We start from the raw sequence: 14546 nt of genomic DNA, 5'->3' as shown, positions 1-14546 counted from the left end.
ATTGACGTGTGCCGCGCATGTGACGCAAGATAAGCCCAACGACGGTCGCTCACAGGTTCTCCACAGAGATATACATTTTGACCGTCCCTCGACGCTGTCGCTATGACAGCGGGAATAAAAAAGAGCGAGCAGTACGGCGATGAATGAACTGGCGGGCATGGGGGCGGTCCCGGCGAGATTGGCAGCACAGGCGGATACGGGCAGTGCAGAAGCGGAGGAGGTACTTCCGCATAATATCGAGGCCGAGCAGCAGCTGTTGGGCGCGATCCTGACAAACAACGATATCTACGACAGGGTCGCGTCCGTCATTTCCGAGAAGCACTTCTTCGATCCGGTGCACGCGAAGATCTACGAGGTCGCCAGCGCCCGGATCGCCAAGAACATGCAGGCCACCCCGGTCACCCTGAAGGCGTTCCTGGAGGACCATCCGGGCCTGAAGGAACTGGGCGGGCCGGCCTATCTCGCCAAGCTTGCGGGCGGTGCGATTTCCAGCTTCGCGGCGCGCGACTATGCCCAGATCATCTACGACCTGGCGATCCGGCGCGAACTGATCTCGCTTGGCAAGGACATCACCGCGAAGGCGGGCAATGTCGACGTGTCCTCCGAGCCCAAGGAGCAGATCGTGGAGGCCGAGCAGGCGCTCTACAAGCTGGGCGAACAGGGCAAGTCCGAAACCGGGTTCCAGAGTTTCCTGCGCGCGATCACCGATGCCGTGGAAGTGGCCCATGCCGCCTACCAGCGCGACGGCGGTCTGGCGGGCGTCTCCACCGGGCTCGACGACCTGGACAAGAAGCTCGGCGGCCTGCACCGCTCCGACCTTCTGATCCTTGCCGGGCGCCCGTCCATGGGCAAGACGTCGCTCGCCACCAATATCGCCTTCAATATCGCGAAAGCCTATCGTCGCGGCACGCTGCCCGACGGCAGCGAAGGCACCGTGAACGGCGGCGTCGTGGGCTTCTACTCGCTGGAGATGTCGGCCGAGCAGCTGGCGGCCCGTGTGCTGTCGGAAGCCTCCGAAGTGCCCAGCGAACAGATCCGCCGCGGCGACATGACGGAGGAGGAGTTCCGCCGCTTCGTCACCGCCGCCAAGCAGCTCGAAGCCTGCCCGCTCTTCATCGACGATACCCCCGCCCTGCCGATCAGCCAACTCGCGGCGCGGGCGCGGCGGCTCAAGCGGACGCACGGGCTCGACGCGCTCTTCGTGGACTACCTGCAACTCGTCCGCCCCGCCTCGGCCAAGGACAGCCGGGTCAACGAGGTCTCCGAGATCACGCAAGGGTTGAAGGCCATCGCGAAGGAACTCGACATCCCCGTCGTCGCCCTGTCGCAGCTCTCGCGCCAGGTGGAGAGCCGGGACGACAAGCGGCCGCAGCTGAGCGACCTCCGGGAATCGGGCTCCATCGAACAGGACGCCGACGTGGTGATGTTCGTCTACCGCGGCGAATACTACAAGGAACGCGAGAAACCCGGCGAGGACAACCTCGAAGCCATGGCCACGTGGCAGGAAGACATGGAACGCCTGCACGGCAAGGCCGAGGTGATCATCGGCAAGCAGCGTCACGGGCCCATCGGTTCGGTGGAGCTGAGTTTCGAGGGCCGTTTCACCCGCTTCGGCAACCTCGTCCAACCCTGGCAGAGGGACGGCGAGGAGTATTGAGCCGCCCAAGGGCGAAGCCGGTCGGGCGGCGATCTGGCCGGGCGAAAGCGCCCCGGCACGAGGCAAAGGCGCAGCCGGCCGTGACAGCGCCAGACTGCCCCCTCGGTCTGGCCCAGTCACGGCTCCTTCCCCGAAAGACACCCGAAGCATCGCGCAAGCCCGCTCTCCGGGCCGGCGATTGGGAGGCGTTGGCGCGCCGCTCAATGGTCTTTCGGGACGGAGAGATAAATCGCTCCCGGATCGACCGACGGTCGCCGCCCCACGGACCCGCCGACGCACGGCGCCCGCCCCCCCCATGAAGCGACGCGCGCCTTCCCTCGCCCACCCGCGCCTTTGCGCTTGACCTCGCGCGTCGGGATGTCAGAACCGTCTGCATGGCGACGGGCAAACTTACGATAGATCTCGATGCGATTGCCGCGAACTGGCAGGCGCTCAACGCGAAATCCGGCGACACCACCGAGACCGGCGCGGTGGTCAAGGCCGATGGCTATGGCCTTGGCGCGGCACGGGTCGCGCGGGCACTGGCGCGGGCCGGGGCGCGGCGGTTCTTCGTCGCCGTGGCCGAGGAAGGCGCGGTGCTGCGCGAGGCCCTTGGCCGCGGTCCCCAGATCTACGTCTTCGGCGGCCACATGGCCGGCGATACCGACATGATCCACGACCTCGACCTGATCCCGATGCTCAACTCCATCGAGCAGCTGACCCGGCATTTCGAAGCACTTCCGGGCGCGCCCTTCGGTGTCCAGCTCGATACCGGCATGAACCGCCTCGGCCTGGAGCCGGAGGAATGGGCCGCCGTTGGCGAGCTGGCGCTGGCGCAGCACCCGGAACTGCTGATGAGCCACCTGGCGAGCGCCGACGAGCCCGACAGCCCGCAGAACGCCGAACAGCTGCGCGTCTTCCGTGAGTTGACCGATGGCATCGGCATCCCCCGGTCGCTGGCCGCCACCGGCGGCACGCTGCTCGGCCCGGAATACCACTTCGACCTCACGCGCCCCGGCATCGGCCTCTACGGCGGCCGCCCCTTTGCCGAGGCCGCGCCGGTGGCCCGGCTCTCGCTGCCGGTCATCCAGACCCGCATCGTCACCCCGGGCGAATCCGTCGGCTACAATGCCACCTGGACAGCCCCCGACGAGCGCCTCATCGCAACGGTCTCCGCAGGCTACGCCGACGGGCTTCTGCGCAGCCTCTCCAATACCGGTGCCCTCTTTGCCGACGGCACGCGTTGCCCGATCGTCGGCCGGGTCTCGATGGACCTGATCACCGTGGACATCGGCGGGCTCGGCTACGTCCCCGCGAGCCTCGACATCCTCTGCCCGGATCAGACGGTGGACGACGTGGCCGACGCGGCCGGCACCATCGGTTACGAAATCCTCACATCGCTCGGCGGCCGCTACGTCCGCAAGAGCATCGGCGGCGGTCAGCCGTGAGCGCCGCACCGGCCCCGCGCTACCTGGCGCGCCCCCTCGCGGCCATCGGGCGGCCCGTCCTGGCCGGGCTGGCAAGCGTTGGCCGCATGGCGATCTTCACGCTGACGGTGATCAGCCACCTGATCCGCCCGCCCTTCTACCCGCGTGAGTTCGCCCACGCGATCATGACCATCGGGTGGTACTCGCTGCCCGTAGTCGGGCTTACCGCGCTCTTTACCGGCGGCGCGCTGGCGCTGCAGATCTACGACGGATCCTCACGTTTCTCCGCCGAGGCCGCCGTGCCCTCCATCGTCGCCATCGGCATGGCACGCGAGCTCGGCCCGGTGCTCGGCGGGCTGATGGTCGCCGCCCGCGTCGCCTCCTCCATCGCCGCCGAGATCGGCACGATGAAGGTGACCGAGCAGATCGACGCGCTGGTCACCCTCTCCACCAACCCGATCAAGTACCTCGCCGTGCCGCGCGTGCTCGCCGCCACGCTGACGGTCCCGGTGCTCGTCGCCGTGGGCGACAGCATCGGCATCATGGGCGGCTGGCTCGTGGGCGTGAACCGGCTGGACTTCAACTCCGCCGCCTATCTCAAGAACACCATTGACTTTCTCGAAGCCGCCGACGTCGCCTCCGGCATCGCCAAGGGCGCGGTCTTCGGCTTCATCATCGCCATGATGGGCTGTTTCTACGGCATGTCCTCGGGGCGCGGCGCCCAGGGCGTCGGCAAGGCCACCAAGCTCGCCGTGGTAGCCTCCTCGGTGCTGATCCTCGGCTCCAACTACCTGCTGACCGAGGTGTTCTTCTCCGGATGATCGAGCTTCAGGACGTTCACAAGGCTTTCGGCGACAAACGCGTGCTCTGCGGCGTCACCCTCACCGTGCCCAAGGGCGAGTCCATGGTCATCATCGGCGGCTCCGGCACCGGCAAATCGGTCACGCTCAAATGCATCCTCGGCCTCGTGACCCCCGATGCCGGCACCATCACCGTCGGCGGCCAGCCCGTGACCAAGGGCGACCGCGATGCCTTCCTCGCCCGCTTCGGCATGCTGTTCCAGGGCGCGGCGCTCTTCGACAGCCTCACCGTCTGGCAGAACGTCGCCTTCCGGCTATTGCGCGGCGCCCAGAAACGCGCGCGGGCGGAAGCCCGCGAGATTGCCATCGAGAAGCTGCGCCGCGTCGGCCTGAAGGCCGAAACCGCCGATCTCTACCCCGCCGAGCTGTCAGGCGGCATGCAGAAACGCGTCGGCCTCGCCCGCGCCATCGCCGCCGATCCGGAGATTATCTTCTTCGACGAGCCCACCACCGGGCTCGACCCGATCATGGCCGGCGTGATCAACGACCTGATCCGCGAGATCGTGGTGGAGATGGGGGCAACCGCGATCACCATCACCCACGACATGACCTCGGTCCGCGCCATCGCCGACGATGTGGCGATGCTCCACGACGGGGTGATCCAATGGACGGGAACGGTGGCCGAAATGGACGGCTGCGGCGACCCCTACGTGGAGCAATTCATCAACGGCCGTGCCGACGGCCCCATCGAGGCGGTGCGCTGAGGCGCACGGACGGGGCGGAGGTCCACGGCAAGCGCGACGCGGCGCGCGCCGGAGGTCGGAAGCGCAGGGTCCAGGCGGTTCGCCTACCGTGTCGCCACCATTGGCAGGATCAAGCCCCACTGCGTATCTTCGACCGGCCCGACAGGGTCGAAGCCCAGCTTCCTGTAGACCGAAATCGCCCGCGCGTTGTCGGGATGCGGATCGGTTGCGATCACCGGCGCGCCTTCGTCGAAGAGTACCTGCATCCGCGCCCCGATGAAGGCCGATCCATGCCCGACGCCGATCATCCCGGGCTCGCCGATATACTGATCAATCCCCCGCGCGCCCTTTGGAAGACCGGCAAAATGGTGGTTCTCCCATCCATGCACCGTGTAGTCCTGCATGAACGCAAACGGACGACCATCCAGCCAGACGATCCAACGCGCCACGCGAGGATCGCTCAGTTGCTCCCGGTCATAGGGTGCGTCCGTCTCCCACCACGCCCGCACATGCAGCTGCGCCTGCCACGCCATCAGCAGAGGCAGATCGTCCATCGTCGCTTGGCGAAACTCGTATCGTTTGGACCCCGGCATTCCGGCAATCTAGCACATTGCCCGTCGGCTTGTATGGCCGGTGCGGACCCTTACCATCGCGATGGAACGCCTCACGACGCGAACGGCGCGGTTATTCTGGCGCGCTGCCTGTATTGATCTAACCGGGGGAACTGTCTCACCCGAGCCGCCAACTCAAAGCGACCCGACCCGGTGATGCTGGAAACGGCGGATTTGGGAAGGAAGATTTCTTGCCACCAGACGCTCGGCCGGTATGCAGAACCAAGCATTCGTTCATCTGCGAGACTCTTTGCGACCGCTTCCTGCGCAGAGCTGACTCTTATTACATCAGCGACCATTGCAGGCGCAGCATATAATCGATCGTTGAGAACGCTCAATTCCGGCCTTTCATAGAGTACCTCGCGAACGAACGCCTGCGTCAAAAGAAGATCGACGCATTGATCTCGGCGCGGGTGTATTCGGCGTCCTCGATGCCGATGCCGCCGTAGCTGAATGTCGCCCCGATAAAGGAGTTGTTCGACAGGTATTGGCGGAAGCCGATCTCGGCCATGCCCCAGGTGTCCTGCAGGTCCTCGAGTTCGAGGTCGATGCTCAATACCTCACCGTTATTGATCTGCTGGAACTCGTGGCGCAGCCCGATCTTGCCGAAGGGCACGAAAACCGACGTATCCAGTTCGATCGGCTTATTGAATTCCAGGGTGAGGTCGAGCGCGCCGTAGTCGAAGTCCCGGTCAGATCGAGGAATGCTTCCGGAATAGATCGGCGTTTCGACCTTGTAGTTCAGGTTGTCGATCTCGTAGTGGCCGTAGAACACCGATGCCTTGGGAAGGTAGTTCCAGCCGTCGCGCTCGAACAAACCGGTCACGTTGAGCGAGCCAAAGGTGCGCTGCTCGTCGAAATTGCCGTCGAGGATGTCGATCCTGTTCGTGCCGTCGCCGCGCCCCCAGGCCAGCCAGCCGTCCAGGATCCAGGTATCGTTGAGCTGCCAGCCGAAATACGGGCCACCAGACCAGGATTCGAGCGTGGTCCGCACGAAGCCGTGGTAGGAATCGACCTCGTAGTGCTCCCACGAGAACGCGAGGCCAACCACTAGGTCCTCGCGCAGCAGGTAGTCGGATCCGAAGGTCATGTCCCGCAACTGGCCATCGACATCGGTGCCGTACTGGTCGTCCTCGACCCGCAAGCCGCTGCCGAAGGCCCAGACATTGACATCCGGCAGGACCGGGCCTGTCTCCGCATACGCCGGGGCGACACCGCCGGTCACCTGTGGCCGAGCCGAGGCGCGCCCGCGCAGCAGGCCGGAGCGATGGGCGAAGCCGTCTACGATCCGGTCGGAGATCGACTGCGACCGCGCCATCCAGCCGCGGGTGAAGGCCGAGTAGCCGGTATTCAGTATGCCATCAATAACGTCTTCCGGATCCGGGCGGGGGATTGGCTCGGGGTTTGTCGGGTCGGTTGGGTCGGTTGGTTCGGTTGGATCGGTCGGATCTGTCGGGTCGGTTGGGTCGGTCGGATCCGTTGGATCGGTTGGGTCCGTCGGATCCGTCGGGTCGGTCGGATCCGTTGGATCGGTTGGGTCCGTCGGATCCGTTGGATCGGTTGGGTCCGTCGGATCCGTCGGGTCGGTCGGATCCGTCGGGTCGGTTGGGTCGGTCGGATCCGTCGGGTCGGTTGGGTCGGTCGGGTCCGTCGGGTCGGTCGGGTCCGTCGGGTCGGTCGGGTCGGTCGGATCCGTCGGGTCGGTTGGGTCGGTTGGGTCGGTTGGGTCTCCCGGAACGATGGTCAGATCGCCTTTCTGGTTCTGGGTGTCGACCAGGCAAAAACCTCCGTTATCGAATACGGACAGTCTGTGTGTCTGGCCGTTGTTGTCTATGGCCACAAGCGGCGAGACGCTGACATGCAGCCCTTCGTCGTCGAAGCGGAAATCGTCCTTCCAGTCGATTGCCGCCGTCACCGGCTCGACCCGGAAGAGCCTGTTCTCAGGAGACTGCGTCGCCGAACTCAGCCAGAACGATGCGATCGGGATCAGCGACCCGTCCGCCGCTTCCTGCGCGGTTTTTCCGATGAAGGCGAAATCGGCATCATTCTTGCAATTCGAACGGGGCTGCGCAAAGGCTTCGGATGGCAGGCTAGTGAATAAGAGAACTGTAAGGTTCGTTACATGAAGGATGGAGTGACGCATTGCAAAACCTCCCTCTACAGTTCCTATCGGGACTTTTTCGACCGGGGTCGGTTATCAATTTCCTGTCGCGTTTTCCGTTCATGCTTGTTTCCTTTGCAACACAGTTGTTGCCACGGTACGTGGCGGTCGTTTGAGGATCGAATACGCGGCTGTGGTCGCGTCAAATCGGTTCTGATTTGCTTGAACAATGGCGGAGCCGTCTTACCGGGCAGAACGGTGAGAAATCCGCGTCGGACGTCCTGTCCTTGCTCGCCTTGTCAATCGCCACTTTAGCGCGAGGGGGAATACTGCTCTTGCAGCGAAGGACCACGACGTCGGCGTTCTCACCGTCTGTCCGGACCGCAGCACCGGTCGATATGGGCTCTTAACCGACCTTCTCTCAAGTGCACGATGTGTTGGAACGCGGTCGCTTTGGTCACCGCCTCTAACCCGTATCTCTGTCACGGTCCCCATAGCGAGCGTTCCACGATGCCCGGACCTCGGTGATTGGAGCAATTGACTGCGCGTGCGTCCACGGCCCGCGCTGCCCGGCACTGGAATGCCCCTCGGCATTGACCAACGCAGGCGGCATCGCCGCGCGGCGGCTTCCCGGCCCCGATTGGCCTGCGTCACCCACGCACAATCCCTAACAAACGGTAAATCCGTCAGATTTTTCCCAATGAAATCAACGCCCGGACTCCTGTCTCACGGTGAGACATCACTCCGCCCCCGCGTCGGCAGCCCCTTCCGGCAGCTCGAAGACCTGGCCCGGATAGATCAGGTCCGGGTCGCGGATCTGCCCCTGGTTGGCCTCGAAAATCTGGACATATTCCAGCCCGTCACCATAGCGGTCCGCCGCGATCCCCCAGAGCGTGTAGCCCGGCTGCACGGTGATGACCGAGGCCGAGACGGCCCCCGCCGCCCCCGCCTCCGGGATCAGCCGGGCCAGCTCGGCCGGATCCTCGCGCTTGAAGGGCGTCTCGAAGCGGGCCACGACCCGCCCGTCGGGCGCCACCTGATCGACCCGCAGGGTGTAGACCCCCGGTTTCACCGCCGGCAGCCGCAGGTGCCAGCGGCCGTCCGGCGCGATCCGCGCCGACTGGACGGGGCGGTTGTTCAGATAGACCTGCACCCGGTCGGCCCGGTCGACATTGGTTGCCGCGCGGCCTTCCAGCGCCACGCTGCCGTCATCCGAATAGCTGATCACGTCCACCACCACCCGGTCATGCAGACGCTGCGGGATCGCGTTTGCCGGCTGCAGGAGTTCCACCCCGTCGCGCCCGGCCAACAGAACCGACGGAGCCAGAGCATCGCCCGCGTGGGCAGGCACGACCTCTGCCGGTGGCATCCCGCCGGGTGCCTCCCATTCCTGTCGATCCGAGCGTTCCGTGGCCAGCGGTGTCGTTGCCACCCCCGCGGCGGCGGAGGCAGAGGTCGCGTCCGAAACAACGCCCGCGTCGCCGGTCGCCTCCAGTTCCTGCGCGTTGTCCACACTCACCTCCGTGCCCGCCACCTCGGCACGAGCAACCTCGCGGGTCGTGTCGCCGGCCAGCGCCACGTCGGTGCCCGATTGCCCAGCCAGTCGAGGCGCCAGGATCACGCTCTCGTCGGAGCGGATCTCCTGCCCCCCGCCATCGCGGGCAACCAGATAGAGCACCTGCGCCGCATTCGAGCGGGGAAGGTCGAAGAGCGCCGCGAATTGTCCGGTACCATCGGCCGAAACGGTGTGGAGGTCCGCTCCATCCACTTCCACCGACACGTCGAAGCCCGCCGGTGCGAGCCCGGAAACGACGGCACGCCCGTCGCCGCTCACCCGAACGTGGGCAAACTCGGGTACCCGCAATCCGGTTCCGTCGGTCTCAGTCGCCCCGTCCGATGCATCCGCATCGACCTCGGCTTGCATGGCCGGGATCGCTTCCTGCGCCACATCGGCGGTCGTCGCGGACGGCGCGGATTGCCCCTGTGACAGCGCTGTTTCATCCGTCTGGGCAGGGCGTTGCACCATTGCGGTGTCCAAGTTCCCCGAACCCGGCGTATTCTCGCCGTCGTCCGTGTCGCTCGGTGCAGGAGTCGCGCTGCGATCGGACGTTTCGACGACGGCCGGCGACGGCGACTCATCGAACGCGAGACTGTGAAGAACGAAAGCAACGCCGGCTGCAACGACCACGGCAACCGCTGCCACGCCGCCCGCCCCTCCGAGCATTGCTTTTTCCGACATCCTACCCTTTACCTTTCTCCAAACGCCGCCGCATGACCCCCTGCGCGGGTTGAGCGAAGATAGCAAGCCCGCTATCAGGGGTCAAAACGATGTATACTCAAGGTCTTGCAACGATGTCACAACCCATTTCCATCTGCGTCTACTGCGGCTCCCGAGATGGGAGCGACCCCGAGTACGCCGACGCGGCAGAGGCTCTCGGGCATGCTATCGCGACCGAAGGCTGGCGGCTCGTCTACGGCGCGGGAGACATCGGGCTCATGGGCCGCGTCGCCCGCACTGCTCAGGCCGGCGGCGGTGAGACGTTCGGCGTCATCCCTGTCCATCTCTTCGACCGCGAAGTAGGCAAACGGGACCTGTCAACCTTTATTGTCACCGAGACGATGCATGAACGCAAGAAGGTCATGTTCATGAATGCCGATGCCATCGTCGTCTTGCCCGGCGGTGCCGGTTCCCTAGACGAGTTTTTTGAGACATTGACCTGGGCGCAGCTCGGTTTGCATGGGAAACCGCTGATCCTGCTGGATGTGAACGGATACTGGGCACCGTTGAACGCGCTCATGAAACATGTTGTGACGCAGGGTTTCGCTGAAAGCAGTCTGCTTGACTTCGTTCAGACCGTGCCCGACGTTCCCGCGCTCATGGCTTTGTTGCGGACCGCCCTATCAGCGGCCAGCGCCTGCCCGGAGTAGAGTGCAAGCGCCGCCCAGATCAATCCGAAGGCTGCGGCGTGCCAGATGGTGAAGACCTCACCGAATATCACCGTCGCGCAGAGGAATTGCAGCGTCGGATTGAGGTATTGCACCAATCCGACCGTCGCCAGCCGTACCCGACGCGCAGCGTAGGAGAACAGCATCAATGGGATCGCGGTGAACCCAACCCCTGATATCACGAGCATTGCAGACGTCGCCGGCGCGTGCGGATACGCGCCCGTTGGGAGATAGAGCCACCCCATCCATGCCAGCGCTATGGGCGCGAGCAGTGTGACCTCGCCCGTGACCGAAACGACGGGCCCTGCATCCAGACGTTTCTTGAACATCCCGTAGAGGCCGAAGGTCGTGGCCAGTACGAGCGACACGATGGGCACAACACCCAATCCCAATGTCAGCACCGCAACACCTAGCGTCGCCAAGCCCACCGAGAGCCATTGTACCCTGCCCAAACGTTCGCCGAAAACGACCGCTCCGAGCAAGACGGCCACCAGCGGGAAGATGTAGTAGCCGAGACTTGCCTCGATTGCGCGCCCCACGTGAACGGCCCAGATGTAGACGAACCAGTTGACGGAAATCATCACCGCGGCCAGAAACACCCGACCGGGTGCCGCCGCCAGAAGTTGAGGCAGTTGCGAGAAACGCCCCTGAACCCACAAAACACCTGCGAAGAAGAGACAGGCCCATAGCGTCCGATGTGCCAGGATCTCCGCCGGCGAGACATGCGACAGCGCCTTGAAGAAGATCGGCGAGGAGCCCCAGATCACGCAGGCGCCGACCATCGCCAGAATTCCTTTTCGTACGTCGGTCATTGGCGCCGCTCCGTCTCTTCCAACGGGCGGACAAGACGCCTCTTGCGGCCAAAGGTCAAGCGGCTGACGTCGTACTCGGCCGAGCAACGAAAATGGCGGCCGAGGTACCCGGCCGCCATGCGAATTCGTCAAGAAGGTCGCGCCGATTACATCCGGCTGGCGACGTTTTCCCAGTTGACCAGCTTGTCGAGGAAGTTGGCGAGGTAGGCCGGACGCTTGTTGCGGAAGTCGATGTAGTAGGAATGCTCCCACACGTCGCAGCCGAGCAGGGCCGTCTGGCCGAAGCAGAGCGGGTTGACGCCGTTCTCGGTCTTGGTGACCTTCAGCGAGCCGTCGGTATCCTTCACCAGCCACGCCCAACCGGAGCCGAATTGACCGGCACCTGCGGCGGAAAACTGGGATTTGAACTCGTCGACCGAACCGAAGCTCTCGACGATGGCCTTTTCCAGCTCGCCCGGCATGGCGCTCGCGCCCGGACCCATCATTTCCCAGAACTGGTTGTGGTTCCACAACTGGGAGATGTTGTTGAAGATGCCGTTCTGAGCCACGGCGCCCTTGTCGTAGGTGCCGACGATGATCTCCTCGAGGGACTTGCCCTCCCACTCGGTGCCCGCGATCAGCTTGTTGCCGTTGTCGACATAGGCCTTGTGGTGCAGGTCGTGGTGGTACTCGAGGGTTTCCTGGCTCATGCCATTCGCGGCGAGCGCGTCATGGGCATAGGGCAGGTCGGGAAGTTCAAAAGCCATGCAACTATCCTTCGTGAGCAGCGTTTCCTGTGCCCCGTATGTGACCGTGCCGCGTGGCCGCGTCAAGGCGCAGGTCCGGACTTGTCTCACGATCGCGTTGCAGATGATTGGAGTTTCGGCATTTCACGCCGCGCGCACCCCGTTCTCACACCCGCCCGAGCCGCACCGCAGCGACTGACTCAGAGGACCGGGTTCGTGTCGTCGGTTTCGCTGGTGCTTTGCCCCACTGCGTCGCCCGGCGCCTCGTCACCCGCGCGCAACTGTTCCGCCCGCGCCTTGGCTTCCGCGACCCGAGCCCGGCGCGCCTCGATCTCTGCCAGAACGCCCTGCATGGCATGGACGTGATCGATGTTCTTGGACAACACGAACTTACTCCGCGTTCCGACGAGGATGAGACCGTTCTCGCGGGCGAATTCATCGGCGGCCTGGGTCACGCCCGGCCAGGTCTCGTAGTCGTCTCCAAGCAGGATCCCGTCATCGCTCAGCAGGTCGAAGTAGAGCGCCAGATCGCGCTTGCAATTGTCGTAGTCGTGCGCGGCATCCACATAAATCATGTCCGGTCGTGCCCGAAGCCGTTTGAGCACCTGCGCCCCCATGTCGGACGGCATCGGCATTGGCGTGATCACGTCCTGATGACCGCTTTCGACGACGTTCTTCATGAAGGTGAAGTAAAGCATGGGCCAGCCATTGCGGAGCTTCAGCACATCGGCCACCTGCTCCTTGCGCGCCCAGACACCCGGAGAGCCGAGCCACGTGTCGATGCAGCATATTTCCAGATTGGGCGTCTCAGCGGCTTTGGCGAGGTCGGCCATGTGCAGCGCCGACCGGCCCTTCCAGCTTCCGACTTCGACGATGAAGGAAGGTTTCAGATACCCGATGATCTCGCGGAAGAAGAAATGGGTGGAGCCCCAGCCTTGCATATCGACCTCGACATCGTCGAGCGGCGCGCCCTCGTAGGGATCTTCGTCATACAGCCTGTTGAAAATCTTGCGCATTCCGCACGTCCTCTGTCTGATCGGCCGGTGTGCCCTGCCCCTGCGCCGCCGCGTCGTTGATGAACTGCGCAAGCTTGAAATACCCGATTCTCGTGAAGTGATCTGCATCGACAACATCTTCGGGCGCCATGATTTCCGCCGGGTCGGCCAGGACCACCTGCGCCCGCTCCGACGCGTATTCTCGACCAAGCGCGTTGAACCCCTGCCGGATTTCCAGCGACCGGTCAGCACGCGCCCCAACCTCGCTCGCCCCGATCAGGATCACGGGGGTCCGGGGCCGCACGAGCGACAGCACCCGATCATAGGCCTTGCGGATGAGGGTCAGCTTCTCTTCCAGCGTGTAGCGTCGGTAGTAGAAATTCTTCGCGAACCACGCGGCATTCTCACCGGCAAGAATGGTCCGCATTGCCTGCGCGGGCACGTGCATAAGGTGCCGGCCACCGAATTCCGCCCCGCCGAAGGTGAAGAAGTTCTGCCCCGCCGCCGATTGGTAGAGCGACAGGATAACCACGTCCGCCTGCCCGAGTGCCGCATCGAAGGCCCGCATCTCGTCCCGGCTCCACATTTCCAGCCGGTTTCGATAGCCGGTGATCGACGGGTCCTCACGGTCGGCCAGGATGAAGCCAACGTCGTCGTAGCGCACCACCATGCCGTTGCGGACAATGTTGACGAATTCGTCCCGGTTGGCCCCGCAATAGAATGCCATCTGTAGCAGGTCGCAACCGCCCACCAGGCAAAGCCGCCGGTCAGGCGCTGTCGCATCGTCCTCGCCTTGCACAACCTCGCGTACCCAATCCACCGGCGCGGCGGCGTCCAGCCCGCTGGCCACCGGCTCTGCAATCTTGAGGACCGGCCGCTCCAGGCAGTCGTAGACGTATTGCTCGACGCCCATGTTGAGCGTCCGGCAGGAAAAGGCGAAATGCTCCAGCCGCGCGCCAGAGGCACGTTTCACAATCAGGTAGAAGCCCACCAATCCGTAGTCTCCGAAACGGTCCGTCACATGGATCAATGCCGCATGCGCACCGGGCATCGCCAGCATCTCCCGCAGCTCCGCCTCCGCCTCCGGCGTCTCCACCCGTTTCTTGGTGAAATTGAGCTGGTTGGTGCGGTTGATGAGTTCCAGCACCCGCTCCCAATTGCCATCAATATCGTAGATATGGCTCAGCCGGATGTCCGACTGCCGCAGGAATTCCTCGTTGGAAAGATCGCCCTGTACCTGCTCCCGGTGCTTCGCCTCGTTTACCCGGTACTGCGCCAGACGCGACAATTCCCGGTCGTCCTTGCCCGCGAGTTGCGGAAGGTCCAGCAATCCGCTCAGAGCGCGCCGGCCGTCCACGCACATGATCTGCTCATTGAAGAACGCCGCTTCTTCGAGGTTCATTGGATTGTCGTCCAGGAACAGCACGTTCTCGTCGCGCAGCCCCATATCGGCGATCATCGAGCGGATCGCCTGCCCCTTGGGCGTCCAGTCGATATGGGGAAACACGAAATAGTCCCATATCCCAATCTCTTCCAGTGCCTTCTTCGCCTGTTCGAAATCGTTCTTGGAACAGATTGACGAGACAATACCGCGTTCGGCCAGGCGCCGCACCAGTGCGACGTTTTCAGGGCGCACGGTGATGCCACCCTCAGAAAGCGTGCCACCCCAGAAGGTTTCGTCCAGATCCCAGACGACCAGCTTCACGGTGCTGCGGAATTCGCTCAGGTCGTAGGCTGTCATGGGCACAAT

Annotated in this window: 12 protein-coding genes; 5 read left to right on the top strand and 7 right to left on the bottom strand. The window is 64.1% G+C overall.

Features of this window, described 5'->3' with window-relative positions:
• The first annotated feature begins 157 nt into the window (after positions 1 to 157).
• The 4 genes from ARC39_RS07785 to ARC39_RS07770 all read left to right on the top strand — a co-directional run bounded on the left by ARC39_RS07785 (position 158) and on the right by ARC39_RS07770 (position 4627).
• Positions 158 to 1657, top strand: a complete 1500-nt coding sequence (locus tag ARC39_RS07785; RefSeq protein ID WP_149866372.1) for a replicative DNA helicase — start codon at positions 158 to 160, stop codon at positions 1655 to 1657.
• Positions 1658 to 2031: 374 nt separating this feature from the next.
• Positions 2032 to 3084, top strand: coding sequence for an alanine racemase (gene alr, locus ARC39_RS07780; protein ID WP_068112560.1), 1053 nt, complete (start codon positions 2032 to 2034; stop codon positions 3082 to 3084).
• Complete coding sequence (locus tag ARC39_RS07775) at positions 3081 to 3884, top strand: MlaE family ABC transporter permease (protein ID WP_236545150.1); 804 nt, start codon at positions 3081 to 3083, stop codon at positions 3882 to 3884. Before alr ends, ARC39_RS07775 begins: the two co-directional genes overlap by 4 nt.
• Positions 3881 to 4627 (top strand): ABC transporter ATP-binding protein, encoded by a 747-nt coding sequence (locus ARC39_RS07770; protein WP_068112557.1) that lies wholly within the window; start codon positions 3881 to 3883, stop codon positions 4625 to 4627. The genes ARC39_RS07775 and ARC39_RS07770 overlap by 4 nt, the downstream gene beginning before the upstream one ends.
• Positions 4628 to 4710: 83 nt before the next feature.
• Here the strand turns inward: ARC39_RS07770 and ARC39_RS07765 are convergent, their stop codons facing one another.
• From ARC39_RS07765 to ARC39_RS07755, 3 genes are all read right to left on the bottom strand, one after another.
• Positions 4711 to 5199, bottom strand: coding sequence for a GNAT family N-acetyltransferase (locus ARC39_RS07765; RefSeq protein WP_068112554.1), 489 nt, complete (start codon positions 5197 to 5199; stop codon positions 4711 to 4713).
• Between the two features lie 397 nt (positions 5200 to 5596).
• A complete protein-coding gene (locus ARC39_RS26130; RefSeq protein ID WP_236545149.1) occupies positions 5597 to 7360 on the bottom strand; it encodes an autotransporter outer membrane beta-barrel domain-containing protein in 1764 nt (587 codons plus the stop codon).
• A gap of 697 nt (positions 7361 to 8057) precedes the next feature.
• Complete coding sequence (locus ARC39_RS07755; RefSeq protein WP_149866347.1) at positions 8058 to 9557, bottom strand: LysM peptidoglycan-binding domain-containing protein; 1500 nt, start codon at positions 9555 to 9557, stop codon at positions 8058 to 8060.
• A gap of 113 nt (positions 9558 to 9670) precedes the next feature.
• Here ARC39_RS07755 and ARC39_RS07750 point away from each other — a divergent pair, with 113 nt between their 5' ends.
• The gene (locus tag ARC39_RS07750; protein ID WP_068113235.1) at positions 9671 to 10246 is read left to right on the top strand and encodes an LOG family protein; all 576 of its coding nucleotides are present in this window, start codon (positions 9671 to 9673) and stop codon (positions 10244 to 10246) included.
• Here ARC39_RS07750 and rarD read toward each other — a convergent pair.
• The 4 genes from rarD to ARC39_RS07725 all read right to left on the bottom strand — a co-directional run bounded on the left by rarD (position 10168) and on the right by ARC39_RS07725 (position 14537).
• The gene (gene rarD / locus ARC39_RS07745; RefSeq protein ID WP_068112548.1) at positions 10168 to 11076 is read right to left on the bottom strand and encodes an EamA family transporter RarD; all 909 of its coding nucleotides are present in this window, start codon (positions 11074 to 11076) and stop codon (positions 10168 to 10170) included. The two genes, ARC39_RS07750 and rarD, sit on opposite strands and share 79 nt — an antisense overlap.
• Before the next feature lie 146 nt (positions 11077 to 11222).
• Positions 11223 to 11822, bottom strand: coding sequence for a superoxide dismutase (locus ARC39_RS07740; RefSeq protein WP_068112534.1), 600 nt, complete (start codon positions 11820 to 11822; stop codon positions 11223 to 11225).
• Positions 11823 to 12001: 179 nt separating this feature from the next.
• On the bottom strand, positions 12002 to 12817 hold the full coding sequence (locus ARC39_RS07730) for a class I SAM-dependent methyltransferase (protein ID WP_068112529.1): 816 nt from the start codon (positions 12815 to 12817) through the stop codon (positions 12002 to 12004).
• Positions 12789 to 14537 (bottom strand): hypothetical protein, encoded by a 1749-nt coding sequence (locus ARC39_RS07725; protein ID WP_068112526.1) that lies wholly within the window; start codon positions 14535 to 14537, stop codon positions 12789 to 12791. The genes ARC39_RS07730 and ARC39_RS07725 overlap by 29 nt, the downstream gene beginning before the upstream one ends.
• Between the last annotated feature and the right edge of the window lie 9 nt (positions 14538 to 14546).

This window comes from Tropicimonas marinistellae, assembly GCF_001509585.1.
Classification (GTDB): domain Bacteria; phylum Pseudomonadota; class Alphaproteobacteria; order Rhodobacterales; family Rhodobacteraceae; genus Tropicimonas; species Tropicimonas marinistellae.
This window is presented reverse-complemented; position numbering and strand designations above follow the sequence as displayed.